This window comes from Alkalibacillus haloalkaliphilus (assembly GCF_007991275.1).
Taxonomy (GTDB): domain Bacteria; phylum Bacillota; class Bacilli; order Bacillales; family Alkalibacillaceae; genus Alkalibacillus; species Alkalibacillus haloalkaliphilus.
This window is the reverse complement of sequence record NZ_BJYA01000023.1, coordinates 13,054-33,494: the sequence shown is the minus strand read 5'-3', so window position 1 is coordinate 33,494 and position 20,441 is coordinate 13,054. Positions and strand designations below refer to the sequence as shown.

General features: G+C 37.1%; 22 protein-coding genes and 3 riboswitches. Of the genes, 20 read left to right on the top strand and 2 right to left on the bottom strand.

Annotated features, from left to right (window positions below; all coding sequences use genetic code 11):
- The first annotated feature begins 221 nt into the window (after window positions 1-221).
- From AHA02nite_RS14025 to AHA02nite_RS14010, 4 genes are all read left to right on the top strand, one after another.
- Complete coding sequence (locus AHA02nite_RS14025; protein WP_146818383.1) at window positions 222-578, top strand: arsenate reductase family protein; 357 nt, start codon at window positions 222-224, stop codon at window positions 576-578.
- A gap of 77 nt (window positions 579-655) precedes the next feature.
- Complete coding sequence (gene gcvH / locus AHA02nite_RS14020) at window positions 656-1,039, top strand: glycine cleavage system protein GcvH (RefSeq protein ID WP_146818381.1); 384 nt, start codon at window positions 656-658, stop codon at window positions 1,037-1,039.
- A 101-nt stretch (window positions 1,040-1,140) separates the two neighbouring features.
- Window positions 1,141-1,521: a toprim domain-containing protein gene (locus AHA02nite_RS14015; protein ID WP_146818379.1), complete on the top strand. Its 381-nt coding sequence runs from the start codon at window positions 1,141-1,143 to the stop codon at window positions 1,519-1,521.
- Window positions 1,508-1,825 carry a thioredoxin family protein gene (locus AHA02nite_RS14010; protein WP_017185165.1) on the top strand — a complete coding sequence of 106 codons (318 nt, stop codon included), beginning with the start codon at window positions 1,508-1,510 and terminating at the stop codon, window positions 1,823-1,825. The genes AHA02nite_RS14015 and AHA02nite_RS14010 overlap by 14 nt, the downstream gene beginning before the upstream one ends.
- 37 nt (window positions 1,826-1,862) lie before the next feature.
- On the opposite strand, the gene AHA02nite_RS14005 is transcribed toward AHA02nite_RS14010, so the two are convergent.
- Window positions 1,863-2,288, bottom strand: a complete 426-nt coding sequence (locus AHA02nite_RS14005) for a TlpA disulfide reductase family protein (protein ID WP_146818377.1) — start codon at window positions 2,286-2,288, stop codon at window positions 1,863-1,865.
- Between the two features lie 143 nt (window positions 2,289-2,431).
- Window positions 2,432-2,539: riboswitch (SAM riboswitch) on the top strand.
- Window positions 2,540-2,630: 91 nt separating this feature from the next.
- Window positions 2,631-2,737, top strand: a riboswitch (SAM riboswitch).
- A 122-nt stretch (window positions 2,738-2,859) separates the two neighbouring features.
- Between AHA02nite_RS14005 and AHA02nite_RS14000 the strand changes: the two genes are divergently transcribed.
- From AHA02nite_RS14000 to AHA02nite_RS13930, 16 genes are all read left to right on the top strand, one after another.
- Complete coding sequence (locus tag AHA02nite_RS14000; protein ID WP_146818375.1) at window positions 2,860-3,885, top strand: methionine ABC transporter ATP-binding protein; 1,026 nt, start codon at window positions 2,860-2,862, stop codon at window positions 3,883-3,885.
- Window positions 3,878-4,546 (top strand): methionine ABC transporter permease, encoded by a 669-nt coding sequence (locus tag AHA02nite_RS13995; RefSeq protein WP_146818373.1) that lies wholly within the window; start codon window positions 3,878-3,880, stop codon window positions 4,544-4,546. The genes AHA02nite_RS14000 and AHA02nite_RS13995 overlap by 8 nt, the downstream gene beginning before the upstream one ends.
- 66 nt (window positions 4,547-4,612) lie before the next feature.
- Window positions 4,613-5,437 carry a MetQ/NlpA family ABC transporter substrate-binding protein gene (locus AHA02nite_RS13990; protein ID WP_146818371.1) on the top strand — a complete coding sequence of 275 codons (825 nt, stop codon included), beginning with the start codon at window positions 4,613-4,615 and terminating at the stop codon, window positions 5,435-5,437.
- A 237-nt stretch (window positions 5,438-5,674) separates the two neighbouring features.
- Window positions 5,675-5,815 carry a hypothetical protein gene (locus tag AHA02nite_RS15185; protein ID WP_218025431.1) on the top strand — a complete coding sequence of 47 codons (141 nt, stop codon included), beginning with the start codon at window positions 5,675-5,677 and terminating at the stop codon, window positions 5,813-5,815.
- 645 nt (window positions 5,816-6,460) lie between these two features.
- Entirely contained in the window at window positions 6,461-7,246 is a 786-nt protein-coding gene (gene sufC, locus AHA02nite_RS13985; protein ID WP_146818369.1) for a Fe-S cluster assembly ATPase SufC, read from the top strand.
- Between the two features lie 19 nt (window positions 7,247-7,265).
- Window positions 7,266-8,573, top strand: coding sequence for a Fe-S cluster assembly protein SufD (gene sufD / locus AHA02nite_RS13980; protein ID WP_146818367.1), 1,308 nt, complete (start codon window positions 7,266-7,268; stop codon window positions 8,571-8,573).
- Window positions 8,573-9,796 (top strand): cysteine desulfurase, encoded by a 1,224-nt coding sequence (locus tag AHA02nite_RS13975; protein ID WP_146818365.1) that lies wholly within the window; start codon window positions 8,573-8,575, stop codon window positions 9,794-9,796. The genes sufD and AHA02nite_RS13975 overlap by 1 nt, the downstream gene beginning before the upstream one ends.
- Entirely contained in the window at window positions 9,786-10,241 is a 456-nt protein-coding gene (gene sufU, locus AHA02nite_RS13970) for a Fe-S cluster assembly sulfur transfer protein SufU (RefSeq protein WP_146818364.1), read from the top strand. The genes AHA02nite_RS13975 and sufU overlap by 11 nt, the downstream gene beginning before the upstream one ends.
- Before the next feature lie 37 nt (window positions 10,242-10,278).
- A complete protein-coding gene (gene sufB, locus AHA02nite_RS13965; RefSeq protein ID WP_146818362.1) occupies window positions 10,279-11,676 on the top strand; it encodes a Fe-S cluster assembly protein SufB in 1,398 nt (465 codons plus the stop codon).
- Between the two features lie 116 nt (window positions 11,677-11,792).
- Window positions 11,793-12,104, top strand: coding sequence for a PH domain-containing protein (locus tag AHA02nite_RS13960; RefSeq protein ID WP_218025430.1), 312 nt, complete (start codon window positions 11,793-11,795; stop codon window positions 12,102-12,104).
- A 173-nt stretch (window positions 12,105-12,277) separates the two neighbouring features.
- Window positions 12,278-13,108 (top strand): sulfite exporter TauE/SafE family protein, encoded by an 831-nt coding sequence (locus tag AHA02nite_RS13955; protein WP_146818358.1) that lies wholly within the window; start codon window positions 12,278-12,280, stop codon window positions 13,106-13,108.
- Between the two features lie 19 nt (window positions 13,109-13,127).
- Entirely contained in the window at window positions 13,128-14,501 is a 1,374-nt protein-coding gene (locus tag AHA02nite_RS13950; protein ID WP_146818356.1) for a bifunctional metallophosphatase/5'-nucleotidase, read from the top strand.
- 63 nt (window positions 14,502-14,564) lie between these two features.
- Window positions 14,565-14,870 (top strand): YunC family protein, encoded by a 306-nt coding sequence (locus AHA02nite_RS13945; RefSeq protein WP_146818354.1) that lies wholly within the window; start codon window positions 14,565-14,567, stop codon window positions 14,868-14,870.
- 74 nt (window positions 14,871-14,944) lie between these two features.
- On the top strand, window positions 14,945-15,730 hold the full coding sequence (gene yunB, locus AHA02nite_RS13940) for a sporulation protein YunB (RefSeq protein WP_146818352.1): 786 nt from the start codon (window positions 14,945-14,947) through the stop codon (window positions 15,728-15,730).
- A gap of 58 nt (window positions 15,731-15,788) precedes the next feature.
- Window positions 15,789-15,957, top strand: a riboswitch (Lysine riboswitch).
- A gap of 132 nt (window positions 15,958-16,089) precedes the next feature.
- Entirely contained in the window at window positions 16,090-17,631 is a 1,542-nt protein-coding gene (locus tag AHA02nite_RS13935) for a Na+/H+ antiporter NhaC family protein (protein ID WP_146818350.1), read from the top strand.
- Between the two features lie 332 nt (window positions 17,632-17,963).
- Window positions 17,964-19,364 (top strand): sodium-dependent transporter, encoded by a 1,401-nt coding sequence (locus AHA02nite_RS13930; protein ID WP_146818348.1) that lies wholly within the window; start codon window positions 17,964-17,966, stop codon window positions 19,362-19,364.
- A gap of 44 nt (window positions 19,365-19,408) precedes the next feature.
- On the opposite strand, the gene AHA02nite_RS13925 is transcribed toward AHA02nite_RS13930, so the two are convergent.
- Window positions 19,409-20,386: a peptidoglycan DD-metalloendopeptidase family protein gene (locus AHA02nite_RS13925; RefSeq protein ID WP_146818346.1), complete on the bottom strand. Its 978-nt coding sequence runs from the start codon at window positions 20,384-20,386 to the stop codon at window positions 19,409-19,411.
- Window positions 20,387-20,441 lie beyond the last annotated feature (55 nt).

Here is a 20,441-nt window from a genome sequence, read left to right as displayed (position 1 = left end):
CTTTTGATTTGGTAGAAACTGTTATATCAGCGATTTTGTTGATATTCCGGCGAAAAAAATTATAATTCGGCGAAAATCAAAATAATCCGGCGAAAAATTAAATATATCGGCGAACGCCGAATTATATCAGCGAACGCCGATAAATAGATTAGGAAGACCTATGCTTATCGAGTGAGGGATTCAATCTCTTATGGTAAAATCACAATGAGGAGGTGTCATATATGGCTTTAACCGTTTATCAGTACCCGAAGTGTGGAACGTGTCGCAAAGCTCTTAAATGGCTGGATGAAAATGAAGTTTCATATGAATCTGTACATATTGTGGACAACCCACCTTCGAAAGAAACGTTAGAAGACCTAATTCAAAAGAGTGATTTACCTGTTAAAAAGTTTTTCAACACATCAGGTAAGAAATATCGAGAATTAGGGTTGAAAGACAAGCTTAAAGATATGCCGGAATCAGAGCAAGTTGACCTACTCGCTTCTGATGGTATGTTAATTAAACGCCCAATCACAACAGATGGTGAACAAGTAACGGTAGGTTTTAAAGAAGAGCAATTTGACCAAACTTGGAAATAATAAACTAGAGGTAATGCATTAACGAGTTGTTTGTTGTATGATAAATATGTGATATCGATTTAAATGGAGGGTCAGAAATGAGTTTACCAAAAGACTTACGTTATTCTGAAGAGCACGAATGGGTAAAAGAAGAAGGAGAAAAACTACGTATCGGAATTACAGACTTCGCACAATCAGAGCTTGGCGATATCGTATTTGTTGAGTTGCCAGAAGTTGGTGACGAGATCGAATTGGACGAGCCATTTGGTAGCGTTGAATCTGTAAAGACGGTTTCTGAGCTTTATGCTCCTGTTACAGGTAAAGTAGTTGAAGTTAACGAAGAGCTAGAAGATAGCCCTGAATATGTAAATGAATCTCCATATGAGCAAGCATGGATGGTCGTTGTAGAACCAAGTGACAGATCACAACTTGATGATTTAATGGATGCTGATGCTTATAAAGAAATGACTGAAGACGAATAATACAATGTAAGAAAGGCTGATTCCTCTTAGTAGGATCAGTCTTTTTAATACTTATTACCAAAAGAGTATTTTTCACAGCAATGACAAGTAGGTGTGAAGTTATGGAAGTAGAATCCTTACCACAAGTATTAATCGTAGAAGGTAAGCAAGACAGAAAGAAAATCGAAAAAGTGTTGGCAAATAAAGAAGAAATTATTTGTACTTATGGTACGTTAAGTGCTTTTGCTTTAGATGAATTAATAGACGAATATATGCTGTTTGATCGTGATGTGTTTATTTTTACGGATACAGATGATCCAGGGAAAAAGTTACGAAAGTTATTAAATCAAGAACTTTCCCATGCTGAAAACTTGTTCATTGACCCAAAGTATCGTCAAGTTGAAGATACACCTGAGTACGTGTTAGCATCTATATTGCAATCAGCAAACTTTAACGTGAAGATAGACTATTTGAAAGGGTCAGAACGTGATGCAAGAAATTAATCGAGAGCAAGCCCAGTTCATAATCCGAAAGAAAAGTTATCATATCTTATTTGTTAATAGCCCTTTTTGTGGTACTTGCAAAGTGGCGAAGAGGATGTTGACTTACATTGAGGAAACATTAGAGAAAGAGACGTTCTTTGAATTAAATGCCACATTGGCACCTGATTTTATGCAGCACTTTAATATTAAAAGTGTGCCTTGTTTAATCGTATTTAAAGAAGGTGAGCCAGTGGATAGACTGTACACTTTTAACTCAGTTCCTTATTTACTAAAAGAAATGGGACCTTATTTAATCGAAAATTAGGCTCTGTTAAAGTTCTTAACCTTTAACAGAGCCTTTTTTAGCGGGCTGGAAAGTAATCTCCTACAATCTTAATAACTTCAACAAAATCATCTTGATCTCCGAATTTACCAACAATATTTCCTTCTAAATCAATAACTACAGTAGTTGGAACAGACTCGCATTCAAAGAGGTCATAAACTTCTGTGCCGCGGTCTTTCAAAGTCGGTTGCGTTAAAAATTGATCTTGAAATTTTTCGGCTTCACCTTCATCACGTTCACGCCCTGGCACATTGATCGTTAACATCTCAATGTTATCATGACGCATAGTCTTATAGAACTGTTCTTTTTTCGGCATATCTCTAGAACAGTCAGGACACCAAGATACCCAAAAAGTTAAAATGACCACTTTTTCTCCAATAACGTCCTCTAACTTAAATAATTCATCACGATCTAAATATGGTAGTTCGAATAATGGTGCTTTCATGATTCTCATCCTTTTTTATATTTTCTCTTAATTATAATTTAAACGAATGTTAAAAGAAAAGGTTAATACTTTTTTAGGAAATTTAATTGACGAGATCCATAACCTATGCTAACATACAATTTATCGAAAGTTGAATATATGAATTCTTATCAAGAGTGGTGGAGGGAACAGGCCCTTTGAAGCCCGGCAACCGTTATGTTCCGCATAATAGGTGCTAATTCCTACAATGTTTACACATTGTAAGATAAGATAGAGATTTTACTCTTTCTTGTTCTTACAAGAGAGTTTTTTTATTTATTAACACATTAGTCTAGTAACGTATAAAACTACTAAAATATTAATCTCTTATCAAGAGTGGTGGAGGGACTGGCCCGATGAAGCCCGGCAACCGTTATGCTTTGCATAATAGGTGCTAAATCCTTCAAAGCAAATGCTTTGAAAGATAAGAGAACAAAAAGGTTAGCCATTTCTTAACCTCTCTGTTCTCTTATCGAGCAGAGAGGTTTTCTTATTTTTTGGTTAGAACTAAGACGACTAACTTAGAAAGAGGCCGTTCTAGGAGGGGAATAATTTGATTTCAATAAAAAACCTGTCCAAGGTATTTAAAACGAAAGACCAAACCGTAAATGCTGTAGATGATGTCTCAATCGATATTCCAAAAGGTGAAATCTTCGGTGTCATCGGTTATAGCGGAGCGGGTAAGAGTACGTTCATTCGTTTAATAAATCGTTTAGAAGATCCATCTGAAGGAGAAATCATTTTAGACGATCAAGATATTGCTGCATTAAGGAAAGAACCTTTACGTAAAAAGCGACAAAAAATCGGGATGATTTTCCAACACTTTAACTTGCTTTGGTCACGTACAGTGTTCGAAAATATTGCATTTCCTTTAGAAATTGCTGGCGTTCCGAAAAGGGATCGAGACGAAAAGGTGCAAGAATTAATCGACCTGGTTGGATTAAAAGGTCGTGAAAACTCATATCCATCACAGTTAAGTGGTGGTCAAAAGCAACGTGTTGGAATTGCTCGTGCCTTAGCTAATGATCCAACAGTGCTGCTTTGTGATGAAGCAACATCAGCGTTAGACCCTGAAACGACTGATGACATTTTAGACTTATTAGTTTCAATTAATGAGAAATTGAATTTAACGATTATTTTAATTACACACGAAATGCACGTTATTCAAAAGGTTTGTCATAGAGTTGCTGTAATGGAGCAAGGTCAAGTCGTTGAGCAAGGTGAAGTACTTAATGTATTTGTTAAACCACAATCGAAGACGACGAAACGTTTCGTGCAGCAGTTAAGCCCGCTTGAGCATCAAATCGACCGTCTAGATGAATTTATAACTGATGATCAACAATCAGAAGTCGTTAAATTACACTTCATCGGCAACAATGCGAAGCGAGCGTTAATTAGCGAAGTATCAAAGCAACTAGATGTTGCGATTAATATATTGCAAGGATCGATTTCACCGACGCAAGAAGGTGCTTATGGCACACTTTATGTTGAAATAAAAGGCGAACCGACAGTGATTCAAGAAGCAATTCAATATATCGAAGCTTCTGGTGTGGAAGTAGAGGTGTTAAAGCATGTTTAATGACATATTTCCAAATGTGCAAATGGATCAAATGTGGGTCGCGACTTATGAAACGTTCTACATGACGATCATTTCAATAATTGCCACATTTATTTTTGGAATTATATTAGGACTATTATTGTATTTAACAGATCGTGGGAATTTGTGGGCAAACTCAACACTTAATGGAATTACCGCATCAGTTGTTAACATTTTCCGCGCGATTCCGTTTATTATATTAATTTTATTATTAATCCCATTTACGGATTTCTTAATGGGTACAATCCGCGGGCCAAATGCCGCATTGCCAGCACTTATTATTGGTGCAGCACCATTTTACGCACGACTTGTTGAAATTGCGTTAAAAGAAGTAGATAAAGGTGTTATTGAAGCGGCACAAGCAATGGGAGCAAAAGCCCATACGATCATTTTTAAAGTACTATTACCAGAGTCAATGCCAGCGTTAATTTCAGGTATTACCGTTACAGCGATCGCGCTAATTAGTTATACAGCGATGGCTGGTGTAATCGGAGCAGGCGGTCTAGGTGACTTAGCTTACATGCAAGGATTCCAACGCCGTAACTTTGATGTTGTATTTTTATGTACAGTATTTATCGTTGTCATTGTATTTATCTTTCAGTTTCTTGGAGATTGGTCTTCAAGAAAAGTCGATCACCGTTAATAACAAGCTTGTTATAGCACAAACTTGTCATAATAAAATAATAAAAATTTGAGGGGAGTTTTACAGATGAAAAAATTATATTCAGCACTATTAGTAGCATTTTTAGCTGTTGTATTAGCAGCATGCGGAACAGGTGAAGCAGAAGGAGATGAAGGGCCAGTTGAAATTACAGTTGGTTCGTCAAACGTACCTCACTCTGAAGTTTTAGAAGAGGCTAAACCATTATTAGAAGAAGAAGGAATTGAGTTAGAGGTTGAAGTTTATCAAGATTATGTTTTACCAAATGAAGATTTAGAGAATGGCACATTAGATGCCAACTACTTTCAGCACATTCCTTATTTAGAGGATCAAATTGCTGAAGTAGGTTATGATTTCGTTCATCTTGGTGGAATTCATATTGAACCAATGGGTATTTATTCAAAAAATATTACTGACTTAGATGAAATTGAAGAAGGTACTGAAGTGATTATGAGCCGTTCAGTTGCTGACCATGGTCGTATTTTATCGTTACTACAAGAGAATGGCTTAGTCGAGATTGATCCAGAAGTTGATCCCGTTGCAGCTGAGATTGACGATGTTGTAGAGAACCCATACAATTTAGAGTTTGATCCAAGTATTGAAGCTGGATTACTACCTGAGTTTTATGAGCGTGAAGAAGATGCACTTGTAGCGATTAATACGAACTACGCAATCGAAGCAGGTTTAGTACCAACTGAGGATGCGCTAATTGTAGAAGGATCAGAATCACCATATTCAAACGTTATTGCAACACGTGCAGAAAATGAAGATTTAGAAGCGTTACACACATTAGTGGAAGTACTTCGCTCAGAGGAAATTCAAACATTTATGGAAGAAGAATATGAAGGTGCGATTGTACCTGTAAACGAATAATTTTCCAAATTTAGAGTATTTGCTAATAATTTAGAGCAACTTACATGTATTATGCAAAGAAAGGGTGTGAACATAATCGGATATGTTCACACCCTTCTTCAGCTATAATAATCTGTTTAAATGGCATTTTTAGAATAAACTTGTCACGTGTTATTCTTATAAATGTAAACAAAACGAAAGGATGATTTAGTCATTTTACAGATTGACATGAATTACACAAGTGATATGGAGAAGGCGATGCAACAGTCTCATGGGATTGGGTACCAAGAGTACAGCCGAAAGTTAGATTACAGATTGGCTGTTGAACAACGCAGAGAGCAAGAATACCAAAAATCACAAGTGATGGTTTCAGAAGTTGATCGGATGATTCACCGTTAATACAATATATGATAATATTTTGAAAAAGTTAATTTAGTTGATACCAAAATTTATTTATAGAAAAGACCTTTAGTGAGCGGCCTCGATTTACTCGAGGTCGTGTTTTTTTGATATTGGCTAGCAAGAAAATTTGTGTGTTTAGATGATACTTAGACGCTACATCAAAATATTCTGCTTTCACCCACATTATTTACTAACATTTTTCTTTTTATAATTTTTTAGCTCTGTTAAAGTTTAATGTTGATTATTAAAAGGTTAATCTAAGTTGTTGTATTGTGATGAGCGAAGGTGGCGACTCCAGCGGGAACAGCACGAGCTGAAGATCCACTTGGGAAAGTGCTTTTCTTTCCCAAGTTAGCTGAAGCCGTGCCCGCGGAAAGCGTCCACCGAAAGTGAATCACAATAACAACAACGGACATTAACAGAACCACTATTTAAGAAATTCTCATTTATATAAACTGTTTTGTTGCATTAAAGCGGTTTTCGTTTAAATTCGTCGTATTTTTTACTATAATGGAGAAGGTAGGTAATGGTTGGTTATTCTAAGTGAATAAGTTGAATATACTTTGGAAATGTTTTAAACTAATAATGATAATAATTTGAGAATAACCAGACATTGAATTAATAGAAATTGGAGGTATTCAAATGGCAGGATCAACTTTAGAGATTAAAGATCTGCATGTTGAAATCGAAGGAGAAGAGATTTTAAAAGGTGTTAACCTTACAATTAATGGTGGAGAATTCCACGCGGTAATGGGCCCGAACGGTACAGGTAAATCAACTTTAGCTAGTGCTATTATGGGTCACCCTAAGTATGAAGTAACTAAAGGTCAAGTACTTTTAGATGGTGAAGATGTATTAGAAATGGAAGTTGATGAGCGTGCTCAAGCTGGTCTATTTCTAGCGATGCAATATCCAAGTGAGATCAGTGGTGTAACAAACTCTGATTTCTTACGTTCATCAATTAACGCACAACGCGAAGAAGGCGATGAGATTCCATTAATGCAGTTCATTAAAGAAATGGACGCAACAATGGATTCATTAGAAATCGATAAAAATATGGCACAGCGTTACCTAAACGAAGGTTTCTCTGGTGGTGAGAAGAAGCGTAACGAAATTTTACAGCTTATGATGTTAAAGCCAGCAATCGGAGTTTTAGACGAAATTGACTCTGGTCTAGACATCGACGCGTTAAAAGTAGTATCTCAAGGTATTAACCAAATGCGTGATGACAAATTTGGTTGCTTAATCATTACGCACTATCAGCGTTTACTTGATTACATTACACCAGACCACGTACACGTTATGATGCAAGGTCGCGTTGTTAAATCTGGCGGTCCAGAACTAGCACATCGCTTAGAAGCTGAAGGTTATGACTGGATTAAAGAAGAACTAGGAATTGACGACGAAACAGTAGGCCAAAAAGCATAACACGATAGGAGGGTAACGAATGGCAGTGGAAACACATTTACCTTATGACAAGCAATATGTCACGGAATATTCAGAGAAACGAAACGAACCAGCATGGTTTAAAGATATTCGCTTAAAGGCATTTGATTTAGCTGAAGAGCTGCCAATGCCTAAATTAGAAAAAACGCGCATTCGTAACTGGAATTTTACGAATTTCAAACACGATGTAGCAGGTAATCACATCGAAAGCTTTGATGAACTACCTGAAAAAATTCGTGTACTTCTAGGTGAAGGCGTTGAAGATCGCAACTTAATCGTTGTTCGTAATAGCGATGTTGCTTATGCAAAGTTAAGTGAAAACTTGAAAGGAAAAGGTGTTATATTTGAAGACATCTTTACAGCTATGGAAGAACACAGTGACTTAGTTCAAAAATACTTCATGCAAGATGGTGTTTCTGTTGATGAAAACAAGTTAACAGCACGTCATGCTGCGCTATTAAATAGCGGTGTATTTTTATACGTTCCGAAAAACGTAGTTGTAGATGAGCCAATTCAAGTGGTTTTCTGGCAAGAAGACAATGAAGCGGCGCTTTATAATCACGTATTATTAGTTGCTGATCAGCATAGTCAAGTAACATATGTAGAAAACTATGTTTCAAACAACGAAGAAGAAGAAACTGTAGCTAATACCGTAAGCGAAGTATTTGCTTTAGATGGCGCTAAAGTTTCTTATGGTGCCGTTGATAACTTTGCAAAAGGTACGACTTCTTACGTTAACCGTCGTGGAACAGTTGGCCGTGATGCAACGTTAGAATGGGCATTAGGTCAAATGAATGACGGTAACACAATTTCTGAGAACATTACGAACTTAATGGGTGATAATTCATTATCACACGCTAAAGCTGTAACAGTAGGGCGTGGCAATCAAAGCCAGGACTTCACTGCAAATATCCGTCACTACGGTAAAGCATCTGAAGGTTATATCCTACAACACGGTGTTATGAAAGACCGTGCAGCTTCAATCTTTAACGGAATTGGTAAAGTTGAAAACGGCGCAGCTCAATCTAACGCTGAACAAGAATCTCGTGTACTAATGCTTTCTGATGGTGCACGTGGTGATGCTAACCCAATTCTACTAATCGATGAAGATGATGTAACAGCAGGTCACGCAGCATCTGTTGGTCGTGTTGACCCATTACAACTATTCTATTTAATGAGCCGTGGTATTAGCCGTAAAGAAGCAGAGCGCTTAGTTATTCATGGTTTCTTAGACCCTGTTGTTAGAGAAATTCCAATCGAAACAGTACAAACACAACTTCGTGAAGTGATTGAAGGGAAAGTATACTAATGACAAACTTGGATTATGTTCGTAGCCACTTTCCGATTTTAGATCAGGAAGTCAATGAACATCCGTTAGTCTATTTAGATAGTGCTGCAACGTCTCAAAAACCAAAATCGGTTATTGAGGCGTTAGAAGGCTACTATAATCGTTATAACTCTAATGTTCACCGTGGTGTGCATACACTTGGCTCGCACGCTACAGATGGATATGAGGGTGCTCGTGAAAAAGTTAAAAACTTTATTAATGCTTCGAGTATTAAAGAGACAATTTTTATGCGAGGTACGACAACAGCACTAAATACTGTCGCTTACAGTTATGCTCGTACTAATCTGTCTGAAGGCGATGAGATTGTTTTAACTTTAATGGAACACCATAGTAATATCATCCCTTGGCAACAAGCAGCAAAAGCTACGGGCGCTACGTTGAAGTATTTACCATTACAAGAAGATGGCACAATTTCATTAGATGATGTTCGTGAAATGGTAACAGAAAAGACAAAAATCGTTGCTATGGCACATGTATCTAATGTGTTAGGCACGATTAACCCGATTAAAGAAGTAGCTCAAATAGCACATGAAAATGATGCTGTCATTGTTGTTGATGGGGCACAAAGTGTTCCTCATATGAGTGTTGATGTTCAAGATTTAGATGTAGACTTCTACGCTTTCTCTGCTCATAAAATGTGTGGCCCAACAGGTGTCGGCGTTCTATACGGTAAGCAGTCTCTTTTAGAAGAGATGGAACCAGTTGAATTTGGTGGTGAAATGATTGATTTCGTTGAGCTATATGATTCAACTTGGAAAGAATTACCGTGGAAATTCGAAGGTGGTACACCGATCATTGCTGGTGCAATTGGTTTAGGTGCAGCTATTGATTACTTGAACGAAATTGGCATGGAACAAATTGAAAAACATGAGCATGAACTGGTACAATATGCACTAGAACAGATGAATACAATCGACGGTATTACGATATATGGACCAAATGAGCGTGCAGGGTTAGTGACGTTTAATTTAGATGACGTGCATCCACATGACCTAGCAACAGCTTTAGATTCATTAGGTGTTGCTGTAAGAGCAGGTCATCACTGTGCACAGCCACTAATGAAACATTTACAAGTTGCTGCAACTGCAAGAGCTAGTTTTTACATGTATAATAATAAGCAAGACGTTGATGTATTTGTCGATGGACTTAAGAAAGCGAAGGAGTATTTCGGCGATGTCTTTTAATAACTTAGATACACTTTACAGACAAGTTATTATGGATCACTACAAAAATCCACGTAATCGTGGTCAATTAGAAGGTGACCATATAACAGTCGAACTAAACAATCCCACTTGTGGGGATCGTATAGATTTACAACTAAAAGTAGAAAATGGTGTTGTTAAGGATGCGAAGTTTGAAGGAGAAGGTTGCTCTATTAGCATGTCTTCTGCATCGATGATGACACAAGTTATAATTGATAAACCTATAGAAGACGCTTTGAAAATGTCTGAGATGTTCTCAGATATAATGCTTGGTAAAGAAATGGAAGGTTACGAGTTCGACATTGAGAGCTTAGGTGACATTCAAGCATTACAAGGTGTCTCAAAGTTCCCAGCACGAATTAAATGTGCGACATTAGCTTGGAAAGCAATGGAGCAAGGTGTTGAAAAGGACGACAAGCAAGGATAAGGGTTCTTGCTTACAATCTTTGAAGGAGGGTGAAAGTATGGCTAAGAAAGCACCTGAAGTCGGTGATTACAAGTATGGTTTTAATGATCGTGACGTATCAATTTTCCGTACTGAAAGAGGCCTTACAGAAAATGTTGTGCGTGAAATTTCACGACAAAAGGACGAACCTGAATGGATGTTAGAATTCCGCTTAAAAGCGTTTGAACAGTTCCACAGCATGCCTATGCCGCAATGGGGTGGAGACTTAAACGAATTAGATTTTGATGAAATCACTTATTACGTTAAGCCATCTGAACAAACTGAGCGTTCTTGGGATGAAGTACCTGAAGAGATTAAACAAACGTTTGACCGTTTAGGGATCCCTGAAGCTGAACAGAAGTACTTAGCTGGTGTATCAGCTCAGTACGAATCAGAAGTTGTATATCACAACATGGAGCAAGAGCTTGAAGATATGGGTGTTGTATTTAAAGATACAGACACAGCACTTCAAGAAAACGAAGAACTTTTCCGTGAGTATTTCGGTAAAGTTATTCCACCATCTGATAACAAGTTCTCAGCATTAAACTCTGCAGTATGGTCTGGTGGTTCATTCATCTATGTTCCGAAAAATACAAAAGTAGAAACGCCATTACAGGCTTACTTCCGTATTAACTCAGAGAACATGGGACAGTTTGAGCGTACACTAATTATTGTAGATGAAGGTGCATCAGTACACTATGTTGAAGGTTGTACAGCACCTGTTTATACAACAAACTCACTACACAGTGCAGTTGTTGAAATTTACGTACAAAAAGATGCGTATTGCCGTTACACAACAATCCAAAACTGGGCAAACAACGTTTATAACTTAGTTACGAAGCGAGCTTCAGCTGGAGAAAATGCAACGATGGAATGGGTTGACGGTAACTTAGGTTCAAAACTTACGATGAAGTATCCAGCAGTGCTTCTAAAAGGTGAAGGTGCACGTGGTATGACACTTTCCATTGCATTAGCTGGTAAAGGACAGCACCAAGATGCTGGTGCGAAAATGCACCACTTAGCACCGAATACGTCATCAACGATCGTTTCTAAATCAATCTCTAAACAAGGTGGTAAAGTAACGTATCGTGGTATTGTACACTTCGGTAAGAAAGCAGAAGGTGCACGTTCAAATATCGAATGTGATACGTTAATCTTAGATAACGAATCAACTTCAGATACAATTCCTTACAACGAAGTTCTTAATGAAAACATTTCATTAGAGCACGAAGCGAAGGTTTCTAAAGTATCTGAGGAACAGTTATTCTATCTAATGAGCCGTGGTATTTCAGAAGAAGAAGCAACTGAAATGATCGTAATGGGCTTCATCGAGCCATTTACGAAAGAGTTGCCGATGGAATACGCTGTAGAAATGAACCGCCTAATTAAATTCGAAATGGAAGGTTCAATCGGTTAATATCAAGCAATTGTGAGAGGCGAGCTTTTAAAGTTCGCCTCTTTTTGTAATACTAATTTTTATGCCATATAATTTTGAATTATAGAAAGTATGTAGCTGCGAGGGAGTGGGGAAGGTTGACTGATTGTATAAAAGAAGGTTTAGCTAATTTGTGGAAAGGTCAAGAAGCCGTTGGTGGAAAACTATATTTAACTAATAAAGAGTTGATCCATAAACCGCATAAAGCAAACATTCAAAAAGAAGATGTTTTTATTGATGTTAATCAGATTGTGAAGGTTGAATTTTATGCAAGCAAACTTTTAAAAATTCCCTTTGTAAAAAACGGGTTAAAAATTGTTTTAGATTCTAATGAAACTTTCCACTTTGTCGTCAATAAAAAAAGTGAATGGAAGGAAGCAATTGATCGCTTATTAACTAATGAAGATTAAAATCACTCTAATATAAGGAACCAAAAAATATATTGGTTTATTAAGTTTATAATATGGTATGATAATAGGCGTGAGGTTCACCTCGCGCGATTTTTATTTTAAATGCAGTATCAAGGACTTAAAGTCTTCTTATGTCATCATTGTTAATCTTCAAAGAATGAAGGGATATTATAATGGTCTTTATCATAATGTTTATAATCGGATTATTAAGTGCTTTCGTCGGCAGCATTGCTGGTTTAGGTGGGGGCGTTATTTTTGTTCCGGTTTTATTATTTTTTGCTGAGTTTAATGAAAGCTTCTCTTGGGTTACACCTCAAAATGTAGTTGCCATGTCGTTAATCGTCATGATCTTCACAGGACTATCATCGACTTTAACATTTTTAAAACGCAAACGAGTAGATGTTTATAGTGGGACGTTATTCTTAATTGGAAGTATTCCTGGTGCTTTAACAGGTGTTTATATTAATCAGTTTGTACATATTGATGCTTTTCAATTGTATTTCGGTATGCTCATGCTTGTTGTCGTGAGTATGTTTTTTGTTAAGAAGAAACTAGTGAAAGAGCCAACACTTCCTAATGTAAATCCTGGTCGTTTTCGTGTGACAAGAACGTTTGATTTGTATGGAAAAAGTACTACCTATTCTTATTCCGCTATTTTAGGTATATTTATTGCTTACTTTGTCGGTATGATGTCTGGGTTATTTGGCGTAGGTGGCGGATCACTTATGGTACCAGCTATGATTTTGCTATTTGGTTTCCCAGCACATATTGCAGCGCCAACTTCTATGTTTATGATTTTCTTCTCAAGTGTCGTTTCATCAAGTGCACACATTGCAGCTGGGCATGTCATATGGGCATTTACTTTTGCTGCTATACCTGGAGCATGGATTGGTGGATATTTAGGAGCGGTTGTGAACCAGCGCTTAAATAGTAATGTCATTGAGTGGATTTTAAGAATTGTTATGATTATAATCGGCATAAGATTAATAATACAGTCTTTCTAAATGAAGGAGATTAATCTGAATGAAAGAACAAATCCATCTATATTTTACAAGTGACTTACATAGCCACTTTCAATATTGGCCTCAAATAATGGACTCTATTAATAAAAGAGTAAACGAACATAAAGCTGATGGAGAGTATTACTTATTACTTGATAATGGTGATCATGTGGATCGCGTTCATCCAATTAGTGAAGCAACTTTAGGCCAAGCTAACGTAAAGCTTTTAAATAAAGCTGACTATCATGCTGTTACATTAGGCAATAATGAGGGCATTACGTTACCGAAAGACAATTTGTATCATTTATACGATGATGCACAATTTGATGTGGTTTGTGCTAATTTGAGGCCATCAGATATAACTAGTCCTTATTGGTTAAAGCCTTATAAAATTTACACAACTCCAAATCAAACAAAAGTAGGTGTCATCGGATTAACTGCTCCTTTTAAAAAGTTTTATGAGCAATTGAATTGGGATGTAACAGACCCTTATGTTGAGTTAGATTATTACATTCCATTATTACGAAATGAATGCGATTTAATCGTCGTCTTGTCGCATTTAGGGATGTACGATGATGAAACAATTGCAGAAACATATCCAGTTGATGTCATATTGGGGGGGCATACTCACCACCTTTATGAAGAAGCGAAAGAAGTAAATGGTACACTGATTAATGCAGTCGGTAAGCAGGGGCGCTTTTTTGGTTACGTTAATTTAGTCATTGACCATATTCAATCTCGAATATCAGAAGGGTACGGGGAAGCAATTCCGATTCCAGCAACAACTGATGATGAAACTGTATATTACTTAAATGAATTAGAATCATATGCCAATCAACAGCTTAGTCAAGTGATTACAAACCTTAAAAAACCTTTTGAGATCAGTTGGTTTGAAGAAAGTGAAATAATGAGTAAGTTTGTGAACACACTTAAAGACTGGACTGGTGCAGATGCTGCTGCACTAAATTCAGGAGTACTATTACAAGGCTTTAATGTTGGGGAAGTGACAAAGAAACATGTGCATGAAAGGTGCCCACACCCAATGAATCCTTGTAAAATGGTGTTAACTGGTGAGGAGTTAATTGAGACAATTAAGCTTTTTGAAAGTGAACGTTTTACTAACTTTAAGTTAAAAGGGTTAGGTTTTCGAGGACAAGTAATTGGCAAAATGATTTATTCAAATATCACATTTGATTACAATTATTATTCTAATAAAATACAAAAAGTATATTTAGATGGTGAAATGGTTGATCCAAATAAAAATTATACGTTAGCAACAGCTGACACGTTTTCTTTCCCTTGGCTTATACCTCCGATTTCAAAGGTTAACGAGAAGAAATATTATATGCCAGAATTTCTACGTGATGTATTAGAGGAGTGCTTGTCTAAAAGCTAAAAATAGACAGGCACTTCTTTTTTTCTTCAATCATAACCTATAAGGAGAAGGAGGTTGGTGTCATTGATTCACGTGGAGCCAATATGGATTGAGGATCACGCTTTTACTTTCACTCACGTCGAGTTACCTAAAACAGACTTACTTATTATTTCGAATGACATCGGGTATATTATGTGCGGTGCTTTGGATGTAGATTTGCTAAATGAAAAACTACATGACCGCCAAATTGTCGCAGCGCGTGCTGTAGGAGTTCGTAATCGGGATGAGTTATTATATGCCCCTTTACAAAAGGTCACGAAGTACTCTGAGGAAAAATACGGATGGTATGAAGGAATGATTGGTAAGCAAGCGTTACTTTCTTTAAAATAATTAGTTAGGCCCTCCGACATTTATACATGCCCCCTTAACCTAAAGCATATAGTTTGGGTAGAGGGGGTTTTTACGTGCGTCGATACAAACCGAGAACTTGGAACAGGAGAAAACCAAAGACGTTTAGTCAAATCCTCATGTTGACTTTCATATCATTTATAGTGGCGATCATTTTATCTGTATGGATTATTAATCGTGGTATTGAGCCAACATTAATTGAAATTGCTGAAACAAAAACAAATCAATTCGCACGAGAAGCGATTAACGAAGCAGTTAGTAAACGTATTGCTGATGATTTGACAGCTGATGATCTACTTAATATTGAAACAGATGACAATGGCAATGTTGTTTCAATGAATTGGAACAGTGTCGTTATTAATCGTGTTTTGCGTAATACAACATTTCGTGTACAAAACTTTTTAAAGCGAATTGAACGTGGTGAAATCACGCCAGAAGACACATTAAACTTTGATTTAGATGATGATATTATAATACAGGAAGATACGGTAGAAGAGCATCGCGCTATTGTGAGGATCCCAATCGGTCAAGCGACGAATAATGCTTTACTTGCTAACTTAGGACCACAAGTACCGGTGCACTTTAGAGTAATCGGTGATGTGCAATCTGATGTTGAAAGAAGAGTGACAGAGTATGGGATTAATAACGCTTTAATCGAGTTAGACATTCATATTCAAGCAAACGTCCAAATTGTAATTCCATTTGCAACGCGAACGACAGAAGTGGAAACGAGTGTTCCAGTCTTTGTCGGTGCTATTCAAGGGCAAGTACCTGATTTCTATAATCAAGGAGCTACTGATTCTCCAAATGTTTCTATCCCATTTAGGGATTTACAAGAGTAGTAAGGCATGATATATTATCTCTTGTGTGAAAATCAAATAAACTTATAACCTTATCGATCGATGAGGTAGAGGTGCGCTTATCATGACTAACATGTGTGAGGATGACAACGAAGACCATATGTGAAAGGGGTAAGTGCCGAAGTACTCAATTAGTCAATAGTTGAGTATTGGTGTATTTCTGAACAAGGGGTACACTCTCGCGTGAGAAGCGGGGAGCTACTGATCGAGAAATAACCGACTTTCAAAAGTAATGGTAGATTTCTCTATCATTACTTTTTTTATTGCTCTTAAAAATTAGTATTTGAGCATAGTAAAGAGAAGCGGAATTCTCGGAAAAAACAAAAAGGGAGGAAATAAACATGGAAGGAACAATTTGGTCATTAATTCCCCCATTAGTGATGATCTTACTAGTATTACTTACTCGTAAAGTATTATTGTCATTAGGGGCTGGAATTATTGTTGGAGCTTTAATGGTTGAAAGCTTCAATATTGTAGCTACTGTTGAAAGAATCTGGTTTTCTTTTCAACATTTATTCTTTATGGAAGGTGAATGGGATATTTGGAGTCTCCAATTAGTCGCCTTCTTATTATTACTTGGAATTTTAATAGCATTTTTAACAGCTACTGGAGGCGCACAAGCTTTCGGTAATTGGGCTGTGAAACGTATTACAACTCGTAAAGGCTCTCAATATACAACAGGATTTTTAGGTCTTGGAATATTCATTGATGACTACTTTAATAGTTTAACGATTGGTCAAGTTTCTCGTCCAGTAACGGACCGCAAAAATGTCTCACGCGCAAAATTAGCTTATTTGATTGATTCCACATCAGCACCTGTTACGGTATTAACACCAATCTCAAGTTGGGGTGCTTATATCATTGGAATCATTGCTACAATTATTGCAACACATGAGCTGACGAATATTGGCGCTTTAGAAGCGTTTATTCAAATGATTCCGTATAACTTTTATGCCATTGCAGCGATTGTCTTAGTTTTCTTAGCTATATACTTTAAGTTAGACTTTGGGCCGATGAGAAAGCATGAGGACCGCGCCCAAGAAACAGGTGAACTTATTGACCCGAATAACGCAGATGTACCTGGTGACTTAAAAGGTGGCGTCATTGAAAATATTAATGGAAAAGTATACAACTTAATAATTCCAATTCTCGTTTTACTAGCAACGACTGTGACATCAATGATTGTTACGGGTGTTCAAGCTTCAGAAGAAGAAGTCTCATTAGTTTCGATCTTTGCCAATACAGATGTTAACTTATCACTCGTTCTAGGTGGTACGTTCTCAGTCGTAGTTGTGATGTTATTCTATTTCGCCCAACAAGGAGAGAAGACGAACTTTTTCTTAGTTACTTGGGAAGGTATTAAAGCAATGCTTCCAGCTGTATACATTTTAGTATTAGCGTGGATGATTGTGTCTGTTATAGAAGCAATTGGAACAGATCAGTATTTAGTTTCATTAGTTGAAGAAGCTAACCTGGATGCTGCCTATTTACCATTGATTATTTTCTTAGTTGCTGGTGTTATGGCATTTGCAACTGGAACATCATGGGGAACATTTGGTTTAATGTTACCAATAGCAGGTTCAATGGCTGTTGCGCTTGAGCCAGGGTTACTCATTCCTGCATTAGCAGCTGTGCTAGCAGGTTCTGTATTCGGTGATCACTGCTCACCAATTTCAGATACGTCTGTACTGTCATCAACAGGTGCTGGGTCTAATCACATAGACCACGTGATTACTCAAATTCCTTATGCATTAACTGCAGCTGTTTCAGCAACTATTGGTTATCTAGCATTAGCACTAACTAGTTCTGTTATTGTTGGTTTAGTTACAACATTAGTTTTATTAGTTGCATTTGTTTTATTAATAAAACAATTAATTAAGTAGAAAAGAAAGCACAAAAGGGATCAATCCTTTTGTGCTTTTTTAGTAACAATTAAGATGAGGAACTAAATTATTTAAAAATTTTAAATCACCTGTTGTCATATTATGTCGACTTTTGTTAATATAAATAGCGTTGCTCTCTCAAAGGATTATTAAAATTATGACTTTTTAACTAAGACAATATATTGTTTTCGGAAAAAGCTTGCAAAAAAATTGTCAAAAAATTATAATAAAACAAAATAGTCAATATACTTATCTTGAGAGAGTTGGTACATAAAAGTAAACAAGCAAGATCATGTACCGCTAAAACTAGAAGACGAAAGGGGAATATGTTTATGCAGGGACGTGAACAGTGGGCAACGAAGCTCGGGTTTATTTTAGCAGCTGTTGGTTCAGCAGTTGGTCTAGGTAACATTTGGCGCTTCTCTTATGTACTAGGAGAAGGCGGAGGATTTGCATTTTTAATCGCTTATATTATTTGTATCTTCTTAATCGGTTTACCTGTATTGCTAGCTGAAATTACAGTTGGTCGTAAAGGTCAATCAGATGCGATTGGTTCATTTGAAAAGATTGCTCCAGGAAAGTGGTGGAAAATCGGTGGTGTTTTAGGTGTTTTATCCGGTTCACTAATCTTATCATTCTATGGTGTAATCGCAGGTTGGGTTTTCTATTATGTGTTTAGTTACTTATCTGGTTCTGCTGGTGGCGTCGCAGAAGGTGGCTACGGTGATTACTTTGGAGGATTTATTGGTGGAACTGTTGGCCCAGTATTTTGGCAAGTTCTATTTATGGCAATTGTAGTAGGAGTTGTCTACTTCGGAGTTAAGAAAGGTATTGAGCTTGCAAACCGTATGTTCATGCCGTTATTAGCTTTACTAGTCGTTATTTTAGCAATTTACGGTCTAACAATGGACGGTGCTGGTGAAGCAATGAACTTTATGTTCTCACCGGACTTTGGACAATTAGGTAATATGGAAGTTTGGGGAATGGCTATTGGTCAGGCATTCTTCACATTATCACTAGGTATGGGTGCGATGATTACTTATGCATCTTACTTACCTAAAGAAACTAAGCTGCCAAGTGCAGCAGGTACTGTTGTAACATTGGATACTTTATTTGCAATCTTTGCTGGTCTAATGATCTTCCCGATTGTGTTTACATTCGGCTTAGATCCAGCTGCGGGACCTGAATTAATCTTTATTACACTACCAGAAGCATTTGGTCAATGGGGTACTGGTGGTACTATCTTTGGTATTTTCTTCTTCTTCTTAGTTGGTATTGCCGCACTATCTTCAGCAATCTCACTATTAGAAGTAGGAGTATCTTGGGCGATGCGCAGGCTTGATTGGAGTCGTAAGAAGGCAGCTTTAACAGCTGGTGCGATTATTACGGCATTTGGTATACCTTCAGCACTTTCTCAAGGTGGACCATTAAGTCAACCAATCTTTGGCTACTCGTTCTTAGACCTTATTGATACAATTACTGACCAATACACGTTAGCACTTGGTGGTATGATCACTGCGCTATTTGTAGGTTGGGGTTGGAATAAGATTGAAGTATTACGTGAAACAGGTCTACAAGATACAACGATCGGTGCGATTTGGATTTGGTTCTTAAGAATTGTAGCACCAGTTGGAATCTTCTATATCGTTGCGAACAACTTCTATAATATGTTTATCGCTTCAGAAGAGTCCATGAGCTACTTAATCATCCAAATGATTAATTACTTTCTATAAGGTTTAACATTAAAACATGAGCCTGAACTACAGGCTCATGTTTTTTAATTTCTTTCCCATCTTCTTAATGACTGGTAAGGGTCAAATGCCCATTCATATTTTCCGTTATCACGATACATGCCATAATGTAAATGTGGCGGGAATTTCCCTGAAGTGCCGACAGGTCCATAGCCAGAAGCTCCTACATATCCGATGACATCTCCAGGTTCTACAATCGTACCTTCTTCAATGCCGTCTTCAAAACCATTTAAGTGAGCGTAGTAGTGGTAAATGTTCTGTGTATCACGAATACCTAATCGCCAGCCACCATAACGATTCCAGCCTTTAATTTCAACGATTCCGTAAGAAACAGATCTAACGGGAGTTCCATATGATGCAAAAATGTCTGTCCCTTCATGAATCCGTCTACCTCCATAACCTCTTCCAGCGCCCCAAGTAGAACGATATGAATAGTTATGGTATTTAGGGATCGGGAATGCCCGTTCATGCAAATCAGTTGTATTAAAGTGTTTAAAAACCTTCGCATATTGACTAATTAACGAAGCTGCTTTTTCACGACCGTAAAATAATTCAAAGACTTCATCATATGTTTTACCGTGACCTAGTTTTTCGTAAATGTACATTCCTATTGTGAATAAAGAATCTTCGTCATTGTTGTGGTCTGCATAGCCATTTCCGTTACCGTCTTTTCCGATTCCTTCAAACATTTGAATCGTTGACTCTAAATGTTTTGTTTCAGAATCAAATTTTAATAAACCGTACCATTTTTCTTCAGGGATTTGGATTCCTGTTATTCGTTGCTCGTCGTCTATGTTGTTTACATTCCGTTCGTACTGATCGACAGCCGCTAATATATACCACGGCACATTCGTTAAAGCTTCAGTTTTCTTATACAGTTGAACACGCTCTTCATGAATAGTCACTTCATCTTCTTCTGCATGTATATTTCCATCACTATAAGTCATAATGATTGTCATCAGTAAAGTTGCAATCAAAAGTTTGAATAAATTTCTATGGATCATATATATAAACCCCTTTTGAATCAAGTCTACTGTTTAGTGTGTTCATCTTTTTTAA